This window comes from Thalassospira sp. MIT1004, assembly GCF_001858545.1.
GTDB classification, from domain to species: Bacteria; Pseudomonadota; Alphaproteobacteria; order Rhodospirillales; family Thalassospiraceae; genus Thalassospira; species Thalassospira xiamenensis.
On sequence record NZ_MCAO01000022.1, the window covers coordinates 229,622 to 247,175 of the forward strand.

Below are 17,554 nucleotides of genomic sequence, written 5' to 3' on the forward strand. Positions count from 1 at the left end.
CCGAACAGAATTTTCCGGATTGATGAATGACAACCAGAAGCAATGCGCCGCGCGAGGTTTATTTCGAATTGCGACAGATTGGCAGCTATCTGCGCTGCACGGCAATTGATGGCAAAACGGGAATCGAGGTGACCGTGGCAGGGCCGGTTTCAAGGAATCCGGAGCAACTAAAGCGCGTCGCGGTACAAAAACTTGAATACGTCCTTAATAAGGGATAAAATATACAATATAAGGGCCGGTGCATTCGGTGGCGTTGGTGTTTTATTCTAAGAATGAAATACGATTTGGTGTTTTTGACCAATTTATCAAAGCCGCTTGCAGCCTTCGACCTCATGTGTCTAAGGTTTGTGCTCTAATCGCGCTTTTGGATAAAGAACCACAATAAGAATGGTCGTGTCCAAAGGCTAGAACCGGGGAAAACCCGATAACAAAAAGACGGAGGCTTCGGAGGTTTGCTAGGGGGCAATGGGGAGACTTGGTCTCATCCAATCAATACAACTGTATCTTGTTTTGCACCTTCAGCCAGTCGGTCGAAGACCTCGTTTGTCTGTGCCAAATCTAAGGTTGTGCAATGGATTGGGCTTATTTTTTACAACAATTGATCAACGGTCTGACGCTGGGAGCCATCTACGGTTTGATCGCCATCGGCTACACGATGGTTTACGGCATCATCGGTATGATCAACTTTGCGCACGGCGAAATCTATATGCTGGGCGCGTTTCATTCCCTGATCACCTTCCTGATCTGTCAGGCAGCAGGGATTAGCGGTATCCTTCCGCTTACACTTCTTTTGATGCTGTTTGTGTCAATGGTGCTCACTTCGATCTACGGGTGGGGCGTTGAACGGATTGCATACAGGCCGCTGCGCGGGTCATTCCGGCTCGCAGCGCTGATTTCGGCCATCGGCATGTCGATCTTCCTGCAGAACTTTGTTCAGATTTCGCAGGGTGCGCGCGTGAAACCGATGCAGCCATTGATCGAGGGCGGCATCATCCTGATGGAAAGCCCGAATTTCAATGTTCAGCTCAGCTACATGCAGATCGTCATTATCCTTTTGACGTTTGTTCTGATGGCTGTGTTTTCGACACTGATTGCGAAAACGTCGCTTGGTCGTGCTCAGCGCGCCTGTGAGCAGGACCGTACCATGGCTGGCCTGCTTGGCGTTAACGTTGACCGCACCATCTCCACGACCTTTGTCATGGGGGCAGCTCTTGCCGCAGTCGCGGGGATGATGGTGACCCTGTATTACGGTGTGATCGACTTCTATATCGGCTTCCTTGCCGGTGTTAAGGCGTTCACTGCTGCCGTTCTGGGGGGCATCGGATCGCTTCCGGGTGCAATGCTTGGTGGTCTTCTGATTGGTCTGATCGAAGCATTCTGGTCGGGTTATCTCACGATCGAATACAAGGACGTCGCAACGTTCAGTATTCTGGTTCTCGTGCTGATTTTCCGTCCGTGGGGTCTGCTTGGTAAGCCGGAGGTCGAGAAAGTCTGATGTCCGCTCTTATCACTTCTTCACGGATTTCCGGTGCGGAAATTGTCAAGGAACTCGCGTTCTTTGCTGTTATTGCACTGTTGATGTCGGTCATGATCCTTGGTGTCGAGACGGTTGACCGTCCGACCGGGCTTGAACTGGCTGTTCGTTGGGATCTGGTGGTTACCGCCATCATCTCGACAATCATTGGTCGATTGGCATTGATCCTTCGCCGCGAACACATTTCGCGTGTGGGACAGGCTTTGCTGATTACCGCCGCCGCAGTGGCGGTATTCGAGATGTTCGTCCGCTTCCGCGACATGGATGATCGCTGGGCTTCGCCAGTCTTCCTTGATATGGCGTTTGGCAGTGCAACGAGCGTAATTGTGGCTGTTGCGTTCGTCACGATCGTTTTTGCAATTGCCTATTTCAGCATGAAAAAGCCAGGTGCCGAAGAGGAAGAAAGCGGCTCCAGGCTTTCGTCAAAAATCCAGCTGGCATATCGGACCAACACCAAGAAGATCGGGGCATTGGGGATTGTATTCTTCATTATTTTCCCGTTCCTGTTTGGTGAAAACCGCTCCGCTATCGACCTCGCGACCCTGGTCATGATCTACATCATGCTGGGTTGGGGGCTGAATATCGTGGTCGGTCTGGCCGGTTTGCTTGATCTGGGTTACGTCGCATTTTATGCGGTCGGCGCCTATTCCTATGCACTGTTGTCCCAGCATTTCGATCTGAGCTTCTGGTTGTGCCTGCCGCTGGCCGGTATTTTTGCCGCAAGTTTCGGTATTGTGCTTGGTTTCCCGGTGTTGCGACTGCGTGGCGATTATCTGGCGATTGTGACGCTTGGTTTCGGTGAAATCATCCGTGTTGTCCTGATCAACTGGTATGATCTGACCCGTGGACCAGACGGTATTTCGTCGATTGCCCGGCCCAGCTTCTTTGGCTTTGCCGAGTTTGATCGACGCTTGCCGGAAGGGGTTATGGGATTCAACGAATTGTTCGGTTTGGACTATTCGACGATGCATCGCCTGATCTTCCTGTATTACCTGATCCTTGTGCTGGCACTGGTAACCGCATTTGTTACCGTACGCCTTCGCAAACTGCCGATTGGTCGTGCATGGGAAGCGTTGCGCGAAGACGAAATCGCCTGCCGCTCGCTGGGGATCAACCCGACGAATACCAAACTTTCGGCATTTGCGATTGGTGCAATGTTCGGTGGTTTTGCTGGCGCGTTCTTTGCAACACGTCAGGGCTTCATCAGCCCGGAAAGCTTTACCTTCCTTGAATCTGCCGTGATCCTGGCCATCGTTGTTCTGGGTGGTATGGGCAGTCAGATCGGGGTGGTTCTTGCCGCGATTGTCATGATCGGTTTCCCGGAAATGTTCCGCGAACTGGCCGAATATCGCATGCTGATTTTCGGAGCTGGTATGGTTGCCATCATGTTGTGGCGTCCGCGCGGTCTTCTGTCTTTCCGTGACCCGACCATTCTGCTGAATATGAGCAAGAAAGAAAAAGTTGCCGGAGAAGTCAAATGACCGACAACGTACAGCTTGAAGTCGAACATCTAACCATGCGCTTTGGCGGTCTGGTCGCGATTGATAATCTTTCGTTCACCGCAAGAAAGCGTGAGATCACGGCAATTATCGGCCCGAACGGGGCAGGGAAGACCACGGTCTTCAACTGTCTTACCGGGTTCTATGTGCCGACCGAGGGACGTCTGACGCTTTATGCCAATGACGGACCGCGTTTGCTGGAGCGTATGGAAGGTTTCCGTATTCCACGCAACAACGGTGTGGCACGTACTTTCCAGAATATCCGCCTGTTCACGGGCATGACCGTTCTGGAAAACCTGGTTGTCGCCCAACATAACCAGCTTATGGAGGCATCCGCCTTTTCGCTGGCAGGACTTTTCAATCTTGGTCGCTATACCAGTGCCGAGAAAGAAGCGCTTGAAACCGCCAAGTTCTGGCTTAACAAGGTTGGTCTGTATGAACAGGCTGACTGGAATGCCGGGAACCTGCCTTATGGCTCCCAGCGTCGCCTCGAGATTGCGCGTGCAATGTGCGTCAATCCTTCCTTGCTGTGTCTTGACGAGCCGGCAGCAGGCCTTAACCCTCGTGAGTCCGCGGAGCTTAACGTTCTGTTACAGAGCATCCGCGATGATCAGGGAATCGGCCTTCTGTTGATCGAACATGATATGAGCGTCGTCATGAAGATTTCCGATCATGTGATCGTCCTTGATTACGGAAAGAAGATTGCTGATGGCAATCCGGAAGCCGTCAAGAATGATCCGGCTGTTATTCGTGCTTACCTCGGTGAGGATGAAGACGATGAACTGCCGTCGGAAGTCGCCGCCGACCTTCATCTAGATCCGAATGCGTAGCGAGGGAGCAGATCGATATGTCCATGCTGAAGATTGAAGGTGTTCACACCTTCTATGGCAATATCGAAGCCCTCAAGGGCATTGATATGGAAGTCAACGAGGGCGAGATTGTCACCTTGATCGGGGCCAATGGTGCCGGCAAGACGACCTTGCTGATGACATGCTGCGGATCACCGCAGGCGTCAAAAGGGCGCATTCTGTTTGAAGGTCAGGATATCAGTCGCATGCCAACGCATGAGATTTGTCGTCTTGGTATTCAGCAATCCCCTGAAGGGCGTCGGATTTTCCCGCGCATGTCTGTCTATGAAAACCTGCAGATGGGGGCAAGCACCCAGGATCCGAAATATTTCGAAGAGGATCTGGAGATGGTGTTTGATCTGTTCCCGCGTCTGAAAGAACGCATCAACCAGCGTGCGGGAACAATGTCCGGGGGCGAGCAGCAGATGCTGGCAATCGGTCGTGCCCTTATGGGGCGTCCCCGTTTGCTGTTGCTTGATGAGCCTTCTCTCGGGATTGCGCCACTTGTCGTCAAGCAGATTTTCGAGACGATCAAGAAGATCAACCGCGAGAAGAAGGTCACGGTCTTCCTGGTCGAGCAGAACGCGTTCCACGCACTCAAGCTTGCCCATCGCGGTTATGTGATGGTCAATGGCAATATTACTCTCTCGGGTACGGGGGCTGAACTTCTGGCAAATCCGGAAGTTCGTGCCGCCTATCTCGAGGGTGGCCACTAGGAGGACGGATATGGAAGCGATTACAGGTACCAGCATTGGTGTCACAATCGGAATTACCGTCATCCTGATGGGGTTCTGTGCATTTATGACAGGGCAGGCGATCGCCAATACATGGCGGCCGTTCTACCAGCTTTATCCGTATGCCTTGTTACTGGGGGCGACGGACCGTTTCATGACGTTTGCGCTGTTCGAGGGTGAGCTTCTTTCGCTTACAGGATATATTTTCGATACGGTTATCCTGTTTGTGATTATGGCGGCCGCCTTCCGCGTAACGCGGGTCAACAAGATGCTGTCGCAATATCCGTGGCTTTATGAACGTGTCGGACCCTTCGGATTTCGCGCACGTGACGGGGCGGACGTCTGATCTTTTCGGGGGTGATGGGCAACTGTCACCACCACATTGCTAAATTGTTGGCAATGCAATGTTTAGTACTATTGCACACCAATTCTGGGGTGTTAAAGTACAGGGAGCCAAAACCGGTAATCGAAAAAAAAGCGAGCCGGTTTAGGGTCCGAAAAAGATGGTTCTGTCATGGTGACGGAACCAACCTTTGGAACAGGGAGACTTCTCTTATGTCGAAAACCAAGCTCGGCCTTCTGGCAACTGCTTCCGCGCTTGTCCTCTCGATGGGTGCAGCAAAAGCAGACATCGTTATCGCGACCGTCGGTCCGATGACCGGCCCTTACGCCGCCTTTGGCGAACAGATGACCCAGGGCGCCCAGAAAGCGGTTGCAGACCTCAATGCTGCTGGTGGCGTTAACGGCGAAAAAGTCGTTCTCGAAATCGGTGATGATGCTTGCGATCCGAAACAGGCTGTTGCTGTTGCAAACCAGCTCGTTAGCAAGGGTGTTGCTCTTGTCGCTGGTCACTTCTGCTCGGGTTCCTCGATCCCGGCTTCGGAAGTTTACTTCGAAGAGGGCATCGTGCAGATTTCCCCGGCTTCGACCAACCCGCAGCTGACCGAACGTGACATGGACAACGTTTTCCGTGTTTGCGGTCGTGATGACCAGCAGGGCGAAGTTGCCGGCAAGTATCTTGCTGAAAACTATGGCGACAAGAAAATCGCCATTGTTCATGACAAACAGGCTTATTCCAAAGGTCTTGCAGACGAGACCAAGAAAAACCTGAACGCTGCTGGCGTTGAAGAAGTCATGTACGAAGCCATCACCCCGGGCGAGAAAGATTACTCGGCTCTGGTAACCAAACTGAAATCCGAAGGCGTTGACGTCCTTTATTATGGCGGTTATCACACCGAGCTGGGCCTGATCGTTCGTCAGATGCGCAGCCAGGGTCTTGAGACCGTTGCGATTTCTGGTGATGCGCTCAACTCACTCGAATACTGGTCGATCACGGGTGATGCCGGTGCAGGAACACTTTTCACCGCCGGTCCGGCGCTTGAAAAAGACCCGCGCAACGCTGAACTCGTAAAATACTTCGAAGGTCAGGGCTACAAGCCGGAAGGTTACACCCTTTACACCTATGGTGCGGTTCAGGCTTGGGCACAGGCAGTTGAAAAGGCCGGTACCACCGACTCTGAAGCTGTCATCGAAGCACTGCATAGCGGTGATACATTCGACACCGTTCTTGGTTCGATTGCGTTCGATGCCAAGGGTGACGTCGCAGCTCCGGGTTACGTCTTCTATGAATGGAAAGACGGCGGCTACGATTACGCAAACTAATCAGATATTCTGATCAGCAGAAAGCCCGGCAGAAATGCCGGGCTTTTTTGTTGCCGACCACATAAAAGAAAAGCGCCTTCAGAAATTGCTGAAAACGCTTTTTCTTTTAGGTCAAAGGGCAGGCGATTACTTCGCCTTGCGACCCAGGCCGATTTTCTTGGCAAACTGCGAACGCTGTTTTGCATAGTTCGGCGCGACCATCGGGTAATCTGACGGCAGGCCCCATTTCGCCCGGTATTCTTCCGGGGTCAAATTGTATGTTGTCCGAAGGTGGCGTTTGAGCATTTTGAGCTTTTTGCCGTCTTCAAGGCAGATGATGTAATCATCGCCAATTGATTTGCGGATCGGAACAGCCGGTTTCAGCGGTTCTTCTTCTTCAATGGTTTCGTCTTCACGCAGAACGTCAAGCGAATTGAAAATTGTCGAAATCAATTCCGGAATCTGTGCAGATGCAATTGCATTGTTACTGACATAAGCAGAAACGATATCAACAGTCATCTGTAGCAGTTCGTCGCGGTCCAGAACGCTGTTTTCAGCATCGGTCATCTTAAAATATTTCCTTCGCTATTATGAATAGGCAATGCTTTTTGCATTATTTTACGAATATAGTCAAACAAGACTGTTATTCAATATATCGATTCTACTTAAATTTTCAAAACAAGGAAAACCCATGCGAGATGAGAAACAAATAAAATCTGCAAAGGCATGACTGCTAATGCGGTTTAGTTGATAAAGATTCCACACCTTTTGTTTCGTCGATTTTGTTCGACAGCGTATGGTGGGGTTTATATCAATGTATATGTGTCGTTGTTTTTCTTTAGTTGATGATTTTCTAACGCAATGGGGGTGAATGTCTTTTTTAAGTGTAGTCAAGTGTTGTTCTGTACGCTTAGAAGTTGCTGACTTAAAACTTTGGCAACATAGGCCGCTGTGCGTTGGCAGTTGCGAAGCTATGTGCTAAAAGGCGCTCCAAATTACTGTTTGGCGTATTTACCAAGGGCTCGCATATGACAGCCAAGACCATTGCCATCGCTGCCGATCACGGTGGCGTTGAACTTAAATCCCAAATCATCAAGTCGCTTGCCGGAAATGGCTGGGAGGTTCTCGACCTTGGAACCGACGGTTCTACGTCAGTTGATTACCCGGATTATGCGCAAGCCGTTGCCAAATCGATTATCGATGGCAAGGCTGAACGCGGTATTCTTGTATGCGGTTCCGGGATCGGTATGAGCATCGCTGCCAACCGATATCCTCAAATTCGTGCTGCCTTAGTACATGATCGCCTGTCAGCCGAACTTTGCCGTCAGCACAACAACGCCAATGTTCTGTGCCTCGGCGCACGCCTTTTGGGTGATGCGACGGCGCTTGATTGCGTTAACGCGTTTATGATGACTGAATTCGAAGGCGGTCGTCACGAACGGCGTGTTGAAAAGCTTTCTTCACTTACCGACTGATTTTTCGCCACCTGGCAATAACCCGGTACGGGTTTCGAACTTTGCTGCGTTCGGCCCCGCCACATTGTATCGAGAGGCCCCATAATGTCATTCAAAGGCTTTTTCTCTACCAGCTTGTCAGAAGCAGATCCGGCACTGTTCAAATCGATTACCGATGAACTGGATCGCCAGCAGAACCAGATCGAAATGATTGCTTCGGAAAACATTGTTTCCAAGGCTGTGATCGAGGCACAGGGAACGGTTCTGACCAACAAATACGCCGAAGGCTATCCTTCGCGCCGGTATTATGGTGGCTGCGAGTTTGTCGACGTTGCAGAAGAACTTGCGATCAATCGCGCAAAAGAACTGTTTGGGTGTGAATTTGTCAACGTGCAGCCGCATTCTGGAGCGCAGGCAAATGGTGCGGTCATGCTTGCCCTTTGCAAGCCCGGTGATACCATCCTTGGCATGTCGCTTGACGCAGGCGGGCATCTTACCCACGGAGCACGCCCGGCACTTTCTGGCAAATGGTTTAATGCCATTCAGTATGGTGTGCGTGAAGACGATCTGACGCTTGATTACGATCAGGTCGAAGCTCTTGCTGTGGAACACAAGCCGACACTGATCATTGCAGGTGGTTCAGCCATTCCGCGCCAGATCGATTTCAAACGCTTCCGTGAAATCGCCGACAAGGTAGGTGCGTTGTTGATGGTTGATATGGCGCATTTCGCCGGTCTTGTCGCCGGTGGCGTTCATCCGAGCCCGCTTCCCTATGCCGATGTCGTGACAACCACGACGCATAAAACCCTTCGCGGTCCGCGTGGCGGTATGATCCTGTCGAATAATGTTGAAATCGGCAAAAAGATCAATTCGGCAGTCTTCCCTGGCTTGCAGGGCGGCCCATTGATGCATGTTATCGCTGCCAAGGCGGTTGCCTTTGGCGAAGCATTGCGCCCCGAATTCAAGGAATATGCGCAGCAGGTTGTCGATAACGCGAAGGCATTGGCCGAAGTTCTGGTCAAGCGTGGTTTCGATATCGTGACCGGAGGCACCGATACGCATCTGATGCTGGTTGACCTGCGTCCGAAAGGCCTCAAAGGCAACAATGCAGAAGTTGCGCTTGAGCGTGCAGGAATCACTTGCAACAAAAACGGCATTCCGTTCGATACCGAGAAACCGACCATCACGTCCGGCGTTCGTTTGGGGACACCGGCAGGCACCACGCGTGGTTTTGGTGTTGAGGAATTCAGGCAGATCGGTGAACTGATTGGCGATGTGCTTGATGCTCTTGTTGATAATCCTGATGGCAATGCCCAGGTCGAAACGGCAGTTCGCACCAAGGTCGAAGACCTTTGCAAACGCTTCCCGATTTATGCCTGATTATATCGGGAGAGAGTAAAAACAATGCGTTGTCCGTTCTGCGGCCATACAGACACCCAGGTCAAGGACTCCCGTCCGACCGAGGAACATCACGCAATTCGCAGACGCCGGTTTTGTCCGGCCTGCGGGTCCCGATTCACGACATTTGAACGTGTTCAGCTGCGTGAATTGATGGTGGTGAAAAAGGACGGGCAACGCGAATTGTTTGATCGTGACAAACTGGCGCGATCAATCTTTCTTGCCTGCCGGAAGCGCCCGATTGAGGACGAACGTGTCGAAAAGGCGTTAAACGGCATTCAACGACGCCTTGAAAGCAGTGGTGAAAGCGACATTTCTACCGACACAATCGGAGAAATGGTCATGGGAGCTTTGATCGCTCTCGATCAGGTTGCTTATGTCCGTTATGCTTCGGTGTATAAAAATTTCCGAGAAGCCCGCGACTTTGAGCAGTTCGTGGAAAACATGCATGATGGGGAAGAAGAGGCGGACACAGAGTAATGACAGCCACCGCGTTTTCAGATGACGACCGGCATTTCATGCGGGTTGCGCTAAGCCTGTCAAAACGTGGTCTGGGAAATGTCTGGCCCAACCCGTCAGTTGGGTGTGTTCTGGTTTCTTCTGAAGGGGCAATCGTCGGTCGTGGTTTTACCAAGCCGGGCGGTCGCCCACATGCAGAGCGTGTCGCACTTGATGAGGCAGGCGATAAAGCACGCAACTCTACTGCCTATGTAACGCTCGAACCCTGTAGTCATTTTGGTAAATCGCCGCCTTGTGCGTTGGGACTGATCGAATCCGGTGTAAAGCGTGTCGTCAGCGCCCTCGAAGACCCTGATCGTCGTGTTTCAGGAAAAGGGTACAAAATGTTGCGTGATGCGGGCATCACGGTTGAAACAGGGCTTTATGGCGACGAAGCCCATCGCATCAATGCTGGGTTCCTATCGCGCATTGTTTCCGGTCGGCCGATCATTACATTAAAACTGGCATCCACCATCGATGCCCGATCCGCGACGCGCTCTGGTCAGAGCCAGTGGATAACGGGGGATATTGCGCGTGAGTGTGGTCACCTGTTGAGAGCCAATCACGATGCGATCCTTGTTGGTGCCAAGACTGTCATTGTTGATAACCCCACTCTCACATGCCGTATCCCCGGACGAGAAGCCCAATCACCTGTTCGTGTTGTCCTTGATCGCAATGGCGATGTACCTGTATCGGCGGAATTGGTCCGTGGTGCCCAAAAAGTCCCTACCTGGATCATTACATCCCAAGACAAATTTGACGAAGTTTTTGAAAAATTTGGAAAAACCGGGGTCAAAGTACTTACTGCCGGGTGCAAGAATGATCATTTCGACCTAAATGACGTGATGAAACGTTTGGGCGAGCAGGGTCTGACGCGTGTTTTGGTTGAAAGTGGCGGCAATCTGGCTGCCGACTTGGTGCATCGAGATTTGATTGATCGGGTGGTTCATTTCATTGCACCATCCCTGATCGGGGCAGAAGGCAAGGCGATGATCGCTGAGCTCGGGCTTGATCACCTTTCAGACATGCCACGTTTTCAGCGCAAATCTGTTCGTCCAGTTGGTAAAGATATTGCGATAACTTACGAAAAAATAACGGAATAGATAAATGTTCACTGGCATCATTACGGATATAGGATTTGTTCGGAAAATCGAAAAACGCGGCGACACCCGTTTCGAATTCTCGACCGCTTTTGATACCTCTAAAATCGCTCTTGGGGCGTCGATTGCCTGTAATGGTGCGTGCATGACCGTTATCGAAATTGGTTCGGACTGGTTTGCCATCGAGGCATCTGCCGAAAGTCTTGATAAGACGACTTTGGGCGATCTTGAGGTCGGATCGCGCATAAATCTGGAACAGGCCACACGGATCGGGGACGAGTTGGGCGGGCATATCGTATCCGGTCATGTGGACGGTGTTGCGACGCTGATAAAACGCATTCCCGAAGGTGATTCCCTTCGTTTGACATTCGAGGTTCCTGAAGCTTTTGCGAAATACATTGCGTCAAAAGGCTCGGTAACGCTTGAAGGTGTTTCATTGACTGTCAATGAGGTTGACGGAAACACTTTTGGTATCAATCTGATACCCCATACCCAGACTCACACGACGCTGGGATCGAAACAACCAGGTGACCGGATCAATTTCGAGATTGATATGCTGGCGCGTTATGTCGCGCGCATGCTGGGTAAGGATTGAACGACCATGCCGCATCGTTATCTGTCACCAATTGAAGATGTTATTGAAGAAGCCCGAAATGGCCGGATGTTTATTCTTGTCGATGACGAGGACCGGGAAAACGAGGGTGATCTGGTTATTCCCGCCCAAATGGCAACACCGGATGCCGTAAACTTTATGGCAACTCATGGCCGTGGGCTTATTTGTCTGACGCTGGAATCCGAACGTTGCGATCATCTTGGGCTGCCTTTGATGAGCGCGCGAAATGGTACGCGGCATGAAACGGCGTTTACAGTTTCGATCGAAGCGGCGACAGGTGTGACAACCGGTATTTCCGCCCCGGACAGGGCGCGAACAATTTCCGTCGCGATTGATACAAAATCAACTTCCGACGATATAGTGACCCCGGGACATGTCTTTCCTTTGCGCGCGCGTCCAGGTGGTGTTCTTGTGCGGGCGGGGCATACCGAAGCATCGGTTGATATTTCGCGCCTTGCGGGCCTCAATCCATCTGGCGTTATTTGCGAGATCATGAGCGAAAGCGGCGAAATGGCGCGTTTGCCGGAACTTGTCGAGTTCGCCAAAAAGCATAATCTCAAAATCGCCCAGATTGCCGATTTGATCCGCTATCGCCGGAAGCATGAAAGAGTTGTTCAGCGTAAGGCGACAACAAAAATCAATTCGGTGCATGGCGGCGAGTTTGAGCTCAATCTGTATGTCAACAATGTCACATATGCCGAACATATTGCTTTGGTGAAGGGCGACATTTCTGATGCAAAGCCGGTTCTGACGCGTGTCCACGCATTGAATTTGCTTGAAGATGTGCTTGGCGACCGGCAAGGAGCGCATGGCGGCGAGTTGCAGGCCGCAATGCGGCAGATTGGCGAGGAGGGGCGTGGCGTTATTGTTCTCATCCGTGAACCGCGCCCCAATACGCTTTCATCGTCTATTGCAAAGCTTATCGAGCTCAATGGCGGGGACGGAGATGCTCTGCGTCAGGAAATCGCAAAATCTGCTGACGACTCTGATTTGCGTGACTATGGTGTTGGCGCACAGATCCTGCTTGATCTTGGCGTTCGCGATATGATTTTGCTTTCAAATACCAAAAGACACATCGTAGGGCTTGACGGGTTCGGTCTAAATCTGGTTGATCAGCGTCCGCTTGTTGTCTCGGAGGAATAAACATGAGTAACGGTCCGCACATTCTGGTCGTTGATGCGCCTTATTACACCCATATCGTCGAAGATCTGGTCAAAGGGGCTGCGTCGACGCTCGAAGCTGGTGGTGCAACCTGGGACCGGATTTCTGTTTCAGGTGCCTTCGAGGTTCCTATAGCAATCCGCTACGCTGTTCAGTCCATGGCTGATCTTGCGACTGGTCCGCGCTATGATGGCTACTTGGCACTTGGCTGCGTTATTCGCGGTGAAACCACACATTACGACCATATCTGTGAAGAAGCAAATCGCGCATTGATGCAGCTTTGCCTTGATTACCGTCTGGCGATCGGCAATGGCATCCTGACCGTTGAAAATGAAGCCCAGGCACTTGCACGCGCCAAGGCAGATCAGAAGAATAAAGGTGGCGAGGCCGCCCGTGCTGTTCTTCGTATGATTGAAGTTCAAAACCATTTTGGAATACATCACAAGTAATGACTGATAAACCCAAGGCATCAGCCGCCCAACGACGCAGTGCTGCGCGTTTTGCCGCCATTCAGGCGCTATACCAGGCGGAGCTTTCCCAGCTTTCGGCCGGTGACGTCGTGCGCGAATATTCGGATTTCCGCCTTGATGGCGAAGGTATTCGCGACCTTGATGAGCCCAATGACAATCTGATTGATCCGGATCGCGGATTTTTTGCCGACCTGGTTCAGGGGGTTACTGCGCGCACGGTCGATCTTGACGGGCTGATCGACTCAGCTCTGGAAAAGGGTTGGACAACCAAACGTCTTGAAACTGTTTTGCGCTGTATTCTGCGGGCAGGAACCTATGAGTTGATGATGCGCGAAGATGTACCGATGCGCGTTGTCATCACTGAATATGTGGACGCTGCCCATTCGTTCTTTGACGAAACCGAGCCGAAGCTTGTAAACGCTGTCCTTGACAGGATCGGCAAAACGCTTCGCGCGGGTGAAGCCGGTAAGAATTGATATGGTCGCGCGATCAGGAGAATTCGATCTGATCGCACGTCATTTTGCGCCCATCGCGCAAAAGTCAAAAGCCGCATTGTCCCTTCTGGACGATGCGGCTATTTTGTCACCACCTGATGGGCACGAAATTGTTGTTACGGTCGACGCACTTGTGGCCGATGTACATTTTCGCAGTCAGGATGATCCGGTCGACATCGCGCGCAAGGTTATGCGTGTCAATCTGTCTGACCTTGCAGCTATGGGGGCTTATCCTTTGGGGGTGCTGCTAACGGCTGGTTATAATCGCGACCTTTCCGAAGACTGGATCGCTTCCTTTGCGAACGGTTTGGGGCAGGATTGCGCTACCTATGATACCCCGCTTCTGGGGGGCGATACTGTTGGAACACCAGGTCCCACATTTTTCAGCCTGACGGCGTTCGGTGCCGTGCCAATTGGGCGCGCCATGCGCCGGGATGCGGCCAAACCGGGTGATTTGATTGCGGTTACCGGTACATTGGGCGATGGCGCACTCGGCTTAAAGGTCTTACAGGGCAACCTTATAGGGCTGGACGCCACCGATAGTGCCTATCTTTCGTCGCGATACCTGTTACCGCAACCACGCCTGACGATTGGCAGAAAATGCGCTGATGCTTATGGCCGCTATGCTGCGATGGATATCTCGGACGGATTGGCCGGGGATTGTCGCAAGATTTGTTTGGCGTCTGGTGTCGGCATGGTTTTTGACAAGGATCTTATTCCATTATCAAAGGCAGCGATGAATGCGGTAAATACCGATCCCGACCTATGGGCGTCTGTGCTGGGGGGCGGGGATGATTACGAACTTCTGATTTGCGCCGATCAAGCAGATATCAAAACGTTGGGTAACGATGTCACGGTCATTGGCAAGGTGACGGACCGGCCTGGACAGGTCGAACTCATCGGAGCCGACAAAAAAATAGTCGAACTCGCCAATGACGGGTTCGACCATTTCAAAGCCTGAAAACGAATTTGGAATTTATTTGGTTTCGCTGAAGCGACCAAGGTTGCCAAACAGCTGCTGCAGAACTGTAATTTCCTTGCCTGCGGTTGGCGTGATCCGATCCGTCGGAATGACTGGTTTACCGTCTTCAAGGTCATATTCGCTTAGGATATCGACCCGGTTTGCCGCATCAAAACTGACGAGAATAACCTTTTGCTCAACGACATCCGGTGCCAGAAACGCAATTGTTTCGGTTCTGCGCGAAATATAAAGCCAGACATTTTCGTCAAAGGCCGCAACGCTTGATGGCGATCCCAAAAGATCGGTCACATCACCCTTTGTGGATTGCCCGACGATGATTTGTTCGAGAACTTCGGGTTCAGGAGCATTGCCGCGCGTTGCGATACGCGGGCTGCAGGCAGCAACAAATGCCACTGCCAATCCGGCCAGCATCATAAGGGAAAGGCGTGTTGTTCTTGTATGCATGGAACTCACCAAAGCGATCAGCCAGTTAAAGTCATTAAGGAATTGCCTTGAGTTTCAGCGCTGGGCGCATGATATTGCCGGGCAATGTTGGGGCGATGTCGCCCCGGGAAATTTACGGCATTCTGCGTGCCATGGCTGGAATGTCAACGAAGGAGTGTTACTGTTGTTCGGCTGGTTGAAGAAAAAAGACCGTAAACAAAGTGCTGCCTTTGCGCTTTACACCGGAATGGTGGGGCAGGCGCGCAAGTCTGAATTCTATACACGCCTTGGCGTCGCAGATACCATGGAAGGGCGATTTGACCTGATTCTGGTGCATGCCTTTGTTCTGTTTCGGCGTCTGAAAAAAGACAATGAAAGTCGTGAACTGGCGCAGGAAATCTTTGACGTGATGTTTTCCGATCTTGACCAGAATATGCGTGAGATGGGAATTGGTGATGTCGGAATCCTGAAGCGCATCCGAAAAATGTCGGAGTCCTATCACGGTCGCATTGTCGCCTACGAAGAGGGTGTTCAATCCGGTGCAATAGAACTTGCCGCCGCACTCAACCGCAATCTTTATGCCGACAACGAGGCTAGTGATGCGCAATTGATGGCCATGGTCGGTTATGTCAATGATGCCCTTGCACACCTTGACCGTCAGAAAACCGAAGAATTACACAACGGCGTTATCCATTTTCCGGCTGTGCCGGAAGCCGCCGTTGCACCAACCGAATAGAAAGAGGCCCCAATGCCTGAACAGATTACACCCGAATTTTCCCGCATCGTTAATACGGACGAACAGGTCGGGAAAAAAAGCAAGATCGAGATCGAAGCAAATGAAAAGGAGCGCGAGGCGCTTGCTGAACGCTTCGAACTGATTGCTATCAATAGTTTAAAGGCAACCCTGACGACTACGACGGCAGGCAATGGCGAAGTCACCCTTCGTGGTCCCATGCATGCCGATATTGTTCAGCGTTGTGTTGCGACACTCGAGCCGGTCCGCGAAACCATCGAAGACGAGGTGGAGGTTCTGTTTTCTCCGCATGTATCCGAAGATGACCTTCCTTCGAATCCCGATGATCTGGATGATCTTTCCGAAGAAGAGCTTATGGCGCTTCTGGATCAGCCAGAGCCATTGGTAGATGGCAAAATTGATGTTGGTGAAGTTGTCGCACAGTTTCTTGCTGTCGCTATGGACCCTTATCCGCGCAAGGACGGCGCGAAAGTTGCGGACGTGGTTAAATCGGAAGACGAAGAAGAGCGTCCCAACCCGTTTGCAAAACTCGCAGGTCTTAAGGATAAGCTAGAGAAGAAAAACTAAATTACCATTCTGGTTGCGTTTTTCGTCACGTAAAATGTCAGGAAAATGCCGGTAACGACCGGCATTTTACGCTTTTGACCGAAAAGGCGAAGAGCAAGCCGGATACTGGTCGCTTTTGATTGCATATCGGCTTTACCTTGTATCTGGCTGAGAATTCCGGTAATTACGGGCTTTCCGGCATGCCGAAGACAAGTTTAGCCGATAGGCAAGCCTGCCGGTAAATTCCGGTTCAGATGTTTTAGAACAACCATAAGAGAATACATTGCCTGAACAGGTCTGCATATCACTTGACGCGATGGGAGGAGACCACGCGCCTGAGATGGTCGTGGCGGGTGCGGAAATTGCCCTGAAACGGTTGCCTCATCTTAAATTTTTGATGTTTGGGGATGAAGCGCGGCTCAAACCGCTGCTCGCCAAATATCCGGGGCTCGAAACCGTCAGTCAAATTCGTCATGCCTCTCAAGAAGTGACGATGGATGACAAACCGTCCGTTGCCTTGCGGCAGCGTCGGGATTCCAGCATGCGGCTGGCTATCAATGCTGTTAAAGAGGGGGACGCGCAAGGCGTCGTATCTGCCGGAAATACCGGTGCTCTGATGGCTATGGCCAAATTCGTCCTTAAAACCGTACGTGGTATCGACCGGCCGGCAATTGCGACCTATATGCCAACCCAGCGCGGCGAGACTGTCATGCTCGATCTTGGCGCCAACATTGAATGTGACGAGAACAACCTAGTGCAGTTCGCGCTTATGGGCGAGGTTTTCGCACGCATTCTGTTTGGTATTGAAAGGCCTTCTGTGGGCTTGCTCAATGTCGGGATTGAAGAACTCAAAGGCAATGAGTCGGTCAAGAAGGCCGCAGCGATACTTCGTGAAATCGACCTTCCGATCCGCTTCGAAGGATTTGTCGAAGGCGATGACCTTGCCAAGGGCACCGTGGACGTAATTGTGACCGACGGCTTTACCGGTAACGTTGCACTTAAAACCGCCGAAGGAACGGCGCGACTGCTGGTGCACTTCCTGCGTGAAACTTTCAAAAGTTCATTCTGGGCGAAGGTCGGCTATCTGTTGGCTCGTCGATCATTGCAGCGTTTCCGGGAACGTATGGACCCGCGTCGTTACAATGGTGCGATGCTGCTGGGGCTGAACGGGATTGCCGTGAAAAGCCACGGTGGCACCGATGCGCTGGGGTTCTCGAATGCCATTGGCGTTTGTCACGACCTTATTGCGAACCGGCTGAACGAAACGATCAAGGGTGAACTTGCCGCCTTCGAAGAGGCGATTTCCAAAGCTCCGATCGATGAGGAAACCATCGCCCTCGCAGCTGGCCAGGTCGACTGATACTGTCTGTCCCAACTATTCCCACTAAAACTGGCGGTTCTTAAA

Annotated in this window: 21 protein-coding genes; 19 read left to right on the forward strand and 2 right to left on the reverse strand. The window is 51.7% G+C overall.

Going from position 1 to position 17,554, the window contains the following annotated elements; translation table 11 throughout:
• Positions 1–26: 26 nt before the first annotated feature.
• The 7 genes from BC440_RS09645 (at position 27) to BC440_RS09675 (ending at position 6,277) form a co-directional block, all read left to right on the forward strand.
• On the forward strand, positions 27–218 hold the full coding sequence (locus tag BC440_RS09645) for a hypothetical protein (protein WP_007089520.1): 192 nt from the start codon (positions 27–29) through the stop codon (positions 216–218).
• Between the two features lie 353 nt (positions 219–571).
• Complete coding sequence (locus BC440_RS09650; protein ID WP_007089521.1) at positions 572–1,495, forward strand: branched-chain amino acid ABC transporter permease; 924 nt, start codon at positions 572–574, stop codon at positions 1,493–1,495.
• Positions 1,495–3,015 carry a high-affinity branched-chain amino acid ABC transporter permease LivM gene (gene livM, locus BC440_RS09655; protein ID WP_071239972.1) on the forward strand — a complete coding sequence of 507 codons (1,521 nt, stop codon included), beginning with the start codon at positions 1,495–1,497 and terminating at the stop codon, positions 3,013–3,015. Before BC440_RS09650 ends, livM begins: the two co-directional genes overlap by 1 nt.
• Positions 3,012–3,863 (forward strand): ATP-binding cassette domain-containing protein, encoded by an 852-nt coding sequence (locus tag BC440_RS09660; RefSeq protein WP_071239973.1) that lies wholly within the window; start codon positions 3,012–3,014, stop codon positions 3,861–3,863. The genes livM and BC440_RS09660 overlap by 4 nt, the downstream gene beginning before the upstream one ends.
• A 23-nt stretch (positions 3,864–3,886) precedes the next feature.
• Positions 3,887–4,597, forward strand: coding sequence for an ABC transporter ATP-binding protein (locus BC440_RS09665; protein ID WP_007089524.1), 711 nt, complete (start codon positions 3,887–3,889; stop codon positions 4,595–4,597).
• A 10-nt stretch (positions 4,598–4,607) separates the two neighbouring features.
• Positions 4,608–4,961: a DUF6867 family protein gene (locus BC440_RS09670; protein ID WP_007089525.1), complete on the forward strand. Its 354-nt coding sequence runs from the start codon at positions 4,608–4,610 to the stop codon at positions 4,959–4,961.
• A gap of 209 nt (positions 4,962–5,170) precedes the next feature.
• Entirely contained in the window at positions 5,171–6,277 is a 1,107-nt protein-coding gene (locus BC440_RS09675) for a branched-chain amino acid ABC transporter substrate-binding protein (protein ID WP_007089526.1), read from the forward strand.
• 126 nt (positions 6,278–6,403) lie between these two features.
• On the opposite strand, the gene BC440_RS09680 is transcribed toward BC440_RS09675, so the two are convergent.
• Positions 6,404–6,823 (reverse strand): MucR family transcriptional regulator, encoded by a 420-nt coding sequence (locus BC440_RS09680; RefSeq protein ID WP_007089527.1) that lies wholly within the window; start codon positions 6,821–6,823, stop codon positions 6,404–6,406.
• A gap of 461 nt (positions 6,824–7,284) precedes the next feature.
• On the opposite strand from BC440_RS09680, the gene rpiB reads away from it, so the two are divergent.
• The 9 genes from rpiB (at position 7,285) to thiL (ending at position 14,405) form a co-directional block, all read left to right on the forward strand.
• Positions 7,285–7,731, forward strand: a complete 447-nt coding sequence (gene rpiB / locus BC440_RS09685; RefSeq protein ID WP_071239974.1) for a ribose 5-phosphate isomerase B — start codon at positions 7,285–7,287, stop codon at positions 7,729–7,731.
• An 84-nt stretch (positions 7,732–7,815) separates the two neighbouring features.
• Positions 7,816–9,090 (forward strand): serine hydroxymethyltransferase, encoded by a 1,275-nt coding sequence (gene glyA, locus BC440_RS09690; protein WP_007089529.1) that lies wholly within the window; start codon positions 7,816–7,818, stop codon positions 9,088–9,090.
• A gap of 24 nt (positions 9,091–9,114) precedes the next feature.
• On the forward strand, positions 9,115–9,588 hold the full coding sequence (nrdR, locus tag BC440_RS09695; protein ID WP_007089530.1) for a transcriptional regulator NrdR: 474 nt from the start codon (positions 9,115–9,117) through the stop codon (positions 9,586–9,588).
• A complete protein-coding gene (gene ribD, locus BC440_RS09700) occupies positions 9,588–10,709 on the forward strand; it encodes a bifunctional diaminohydroxyphosphoribosylaminopyrimidine deaminase/5-amino-6-(5-phosphoribosylamino)uracil reductase RibD (RefSeq protein WP_071239975.1) in 1,122 nt (373 codons plus the stop codon). The genes nrdR and ribD overlap by 1 nt, the downstream gene beginning before the upstream one ends.
• Before the next feature lie 4 nt (positions 10,710–10,713).
• Positions 10,714–11,301, forward strand: a complete 588-nt coding sequence (locus BC440_RS09705) for a riboflavin synthase (RefSeq protein WP_071239976.1) — start codon at positions 10,714–10,716, stop codon at positions 11,299–11,301.
• A 6-nt stretch (positions 11,302–11,307) separates the two neighbouring features.
• Positions 11,308–12,462 carry a 3,4-dihydroxy-2-butanone-4-phosphate synthase gene (ribB, locus tag BC440_RS09710; RefSeq protein ID WP_071239977.1) on the forward strand — a complete coding sequence of 385 codons (1,155 nt, stop codon included), beginning with the start codon at positions 11,308–11,310 and terminating at the stop codon, positions 12,460–12,462.
• Positions 12,463–12,464: 2 nt separating this feature from the next.
• The gene (ribH, locus tag BC440_RS09715) at positions 12,465–12,929 is read left to right on the forward strand and encodes a 6,7-dimethyl-8-ribityllumazine synthase (RefSeq protein WP_071239978.1); all 465 of its coding nucleotides are present in this window, start codon (positions 12,465–12,467) and stop codon (positions 12,927–12,929) included.
• Positions 12,929–13,426: a transcription antitermination factor NusB gene (gene nusB / locus BC440_RS09720; protein WP_007089535.1), complete on the forward strand. Its 498-nt coding sequence runs from the start codon at positions 12,929–12,931 to the stop codon at positions 13,424–13,426. Before ribH ends, nusB begins: the two co-directional genes overlap by 1 nt.
• A 1-nt stretch (position 13,427) precedes the next feature.
• Complete coding sequence (thiL, locus tag BC440_RS09725) at positions 13,428–14,405, forward strand: thiamine-phosphate kinase (protein WP_071239979.1); 978 nt, start codon at positions 13,428–13,430, stop codon at positions 14,403–14,405.
• A 15-nt stretch (positions 14,406–14,420) separates the two neighbouring features.
• Here thiL and bamE read toward each other — a convergent pair whose 3' ends face one another.
• Positions 14,421–14,870, reverse strand: a complete 450-nt coding sequence (bamE, locus tag BC440_RS09730) for an outer membrane protein assembly factor BamE (RefSeq protein WP_007089537.1) — start codon at positions 14,868–14,870, stop codon at positions 14,421–14,423.
• Positions 14,871–15,033: 163 nt separating this feature from the next.
• On the opposite strand from bamE, the gene BC440_RS09735 reads away from it, so the two are divergent.
• The 3 genes from BC440_RS09735 (at position 15,034) to plsX (ending at position 17,509) form a co-directional block, all read left to right on the forward strand.
• Positions 15,034–15,585, forward strand: a complete 552-nt coding sequence (locus BC440_RS09735; protein WP_247643553.1) for a ubiquinol-cytochrome C chaperone family protein — start codon at positions 15,034–15,036, stop codon at positions 15,583–15,585.
• 12 nt (positions 15,586–15,597) lie between these two features.
• The gene (locus BC440_RS09740; protein WP_071239981.1) at positions 15,598–16,170 is read left to right on the forward strand and encodes a DUF177 domain-containing protein; all 573 of its coding nucleotides are present in this window, start codon (positions 15,598–15,600) and stop codon (positions 16,168–16,170) included.
• Positions 16,171–16,432: 262 nt separating this feature from the next.
• Positions 16,433–17,509, forward strand: coding sequence for a phosphate acyltransferase PlsX (plsX, locus tag BC440_RS09745; RefSeq protein ID WP_037992611.1), 1,077 nt, complete (start codon positions 16,433–16,435; stop codon positions 17,507–17,509).
• Positions 17,510–17,554: the final 45 nt, after the last annotated feature.

Coding starts and splice junctions, on each gene's coding strand:
- BC440_RS09645 (WP_007089520.1), top strand. CDS start 27: ATGACAACCAGAAGCAATGCGCCGCGCGAGGTTTATTTCGAATTGCGA.
- BC440_RS09650 (WP_007089521.1), top strand. CDS start 572: ATGGATTGGGCTTATTTTTTACAACAATTGATCAACGGTCTGACGCTG.
- livM (WP_071239972.1), top strand. CDS start 1,495: ATGTCCGCTCTTATCACTTCTTCACGGATTTCCGGTGCGGAAATTGTC.
- BC440_RS09660 (WP_071239973.1), top strand. CDS start 3,012: ATGACCGACAACGTACAGCTTGAAGTCGAACATCTAACCATGCGCTTT.
- BC440_RS09665 (WP_007089524.1), top strand. CDS start 3,887: ATGCTGAAGATTGAAGGTGTTCACACCTTCTATGGCAATATCGAAGCC.
- BC440_RS09670 (WP_007089525.1), top strand. CDS start 4,608: ATGGAAGCGATTACAGGTACCAGCATTGGTGTCACAATCGGAATTACC.
- BC440_RS09675 (WP_007089526.1), top strand. CDS start 5,171: ATGTCGAAAACCAAGCTCGGCCTTCTGGCAACTGCTTCCGCGCTTGTC.
- BC440_RS09680 (WP_007089527.1), bottom strand. CDS start 6,823: ATGACCGATGCTGAAAACAGCGTTCTGGACCGCGACGAACTGCTACAG.
- rpiB (WP_071239974.1), top strand. CDS start 7,285: ATGACAGCCAAGACCATTGCCATCGCTGCCGATCACGGTGGCGTTGAA.
- glyA (WP_007089529.1), top strand. CDS start 7,816: ATGTCATTCAAAGGCTTTTTCTCTACCAGCTTGTCAGAAGCAGATCCG.
- nrdR (WP_007089530.1), top strand. CDS start 9,115: ATGCGTTGTCCGTTCTGCGGCCATACAGACACCCAGGTCAAGGACTCC.
- ribD (WP_071239975.1), top strand. CDS start 9,588: ATGACAGCCACCGCGTTTTCAGATGACGACCGGCATTTCATGCGGGTT.
- BC440_RS09705 (WP_071239976.1), top strand. CDS start 10,714: ATGTTCACTGGCATCATTACGGATATAGGATTTGTTCGGAAAATCGAA.
- ribB (WP_071239977.1), top strand. CDS start 11,308: ATGCCGCATCGTTATCTGTCACCAATTGAAGATGTTATTGAAGAAGCC.
- ribH (WP_071239978.1), top strand. CDS start 12,465: ATGAGTAACGGTCCGCACATTCTGGTCGTTGATGCGCCTTATTACACC.
- nusB (WP_007089535.1), top strand. CDS start 12,929: ATGACTGATAAACCCAAGGCATCAGCCGCCCAACGACGCAGTGCTGCG.
- thiL (WP_071239979.1), top strand. CDS start 13,428: ATGGTCGCGCGATCAGGAGAATTCGATCTGATCGCACGTCATTTTGCG.
- bamE (WP_007089537.1), bottom strand. CDS start 14,870: ATGCATACAAGAACAACACGCCTTTCCCTTATGATGCTGGCCGGATTG.
- BC440_RS09740 (WP_071239981.1), top strand. CDS start 15,598: ATGCCTGAACAGATTACACCCGAATTTTCCCGCATCGTTAATACGGAC.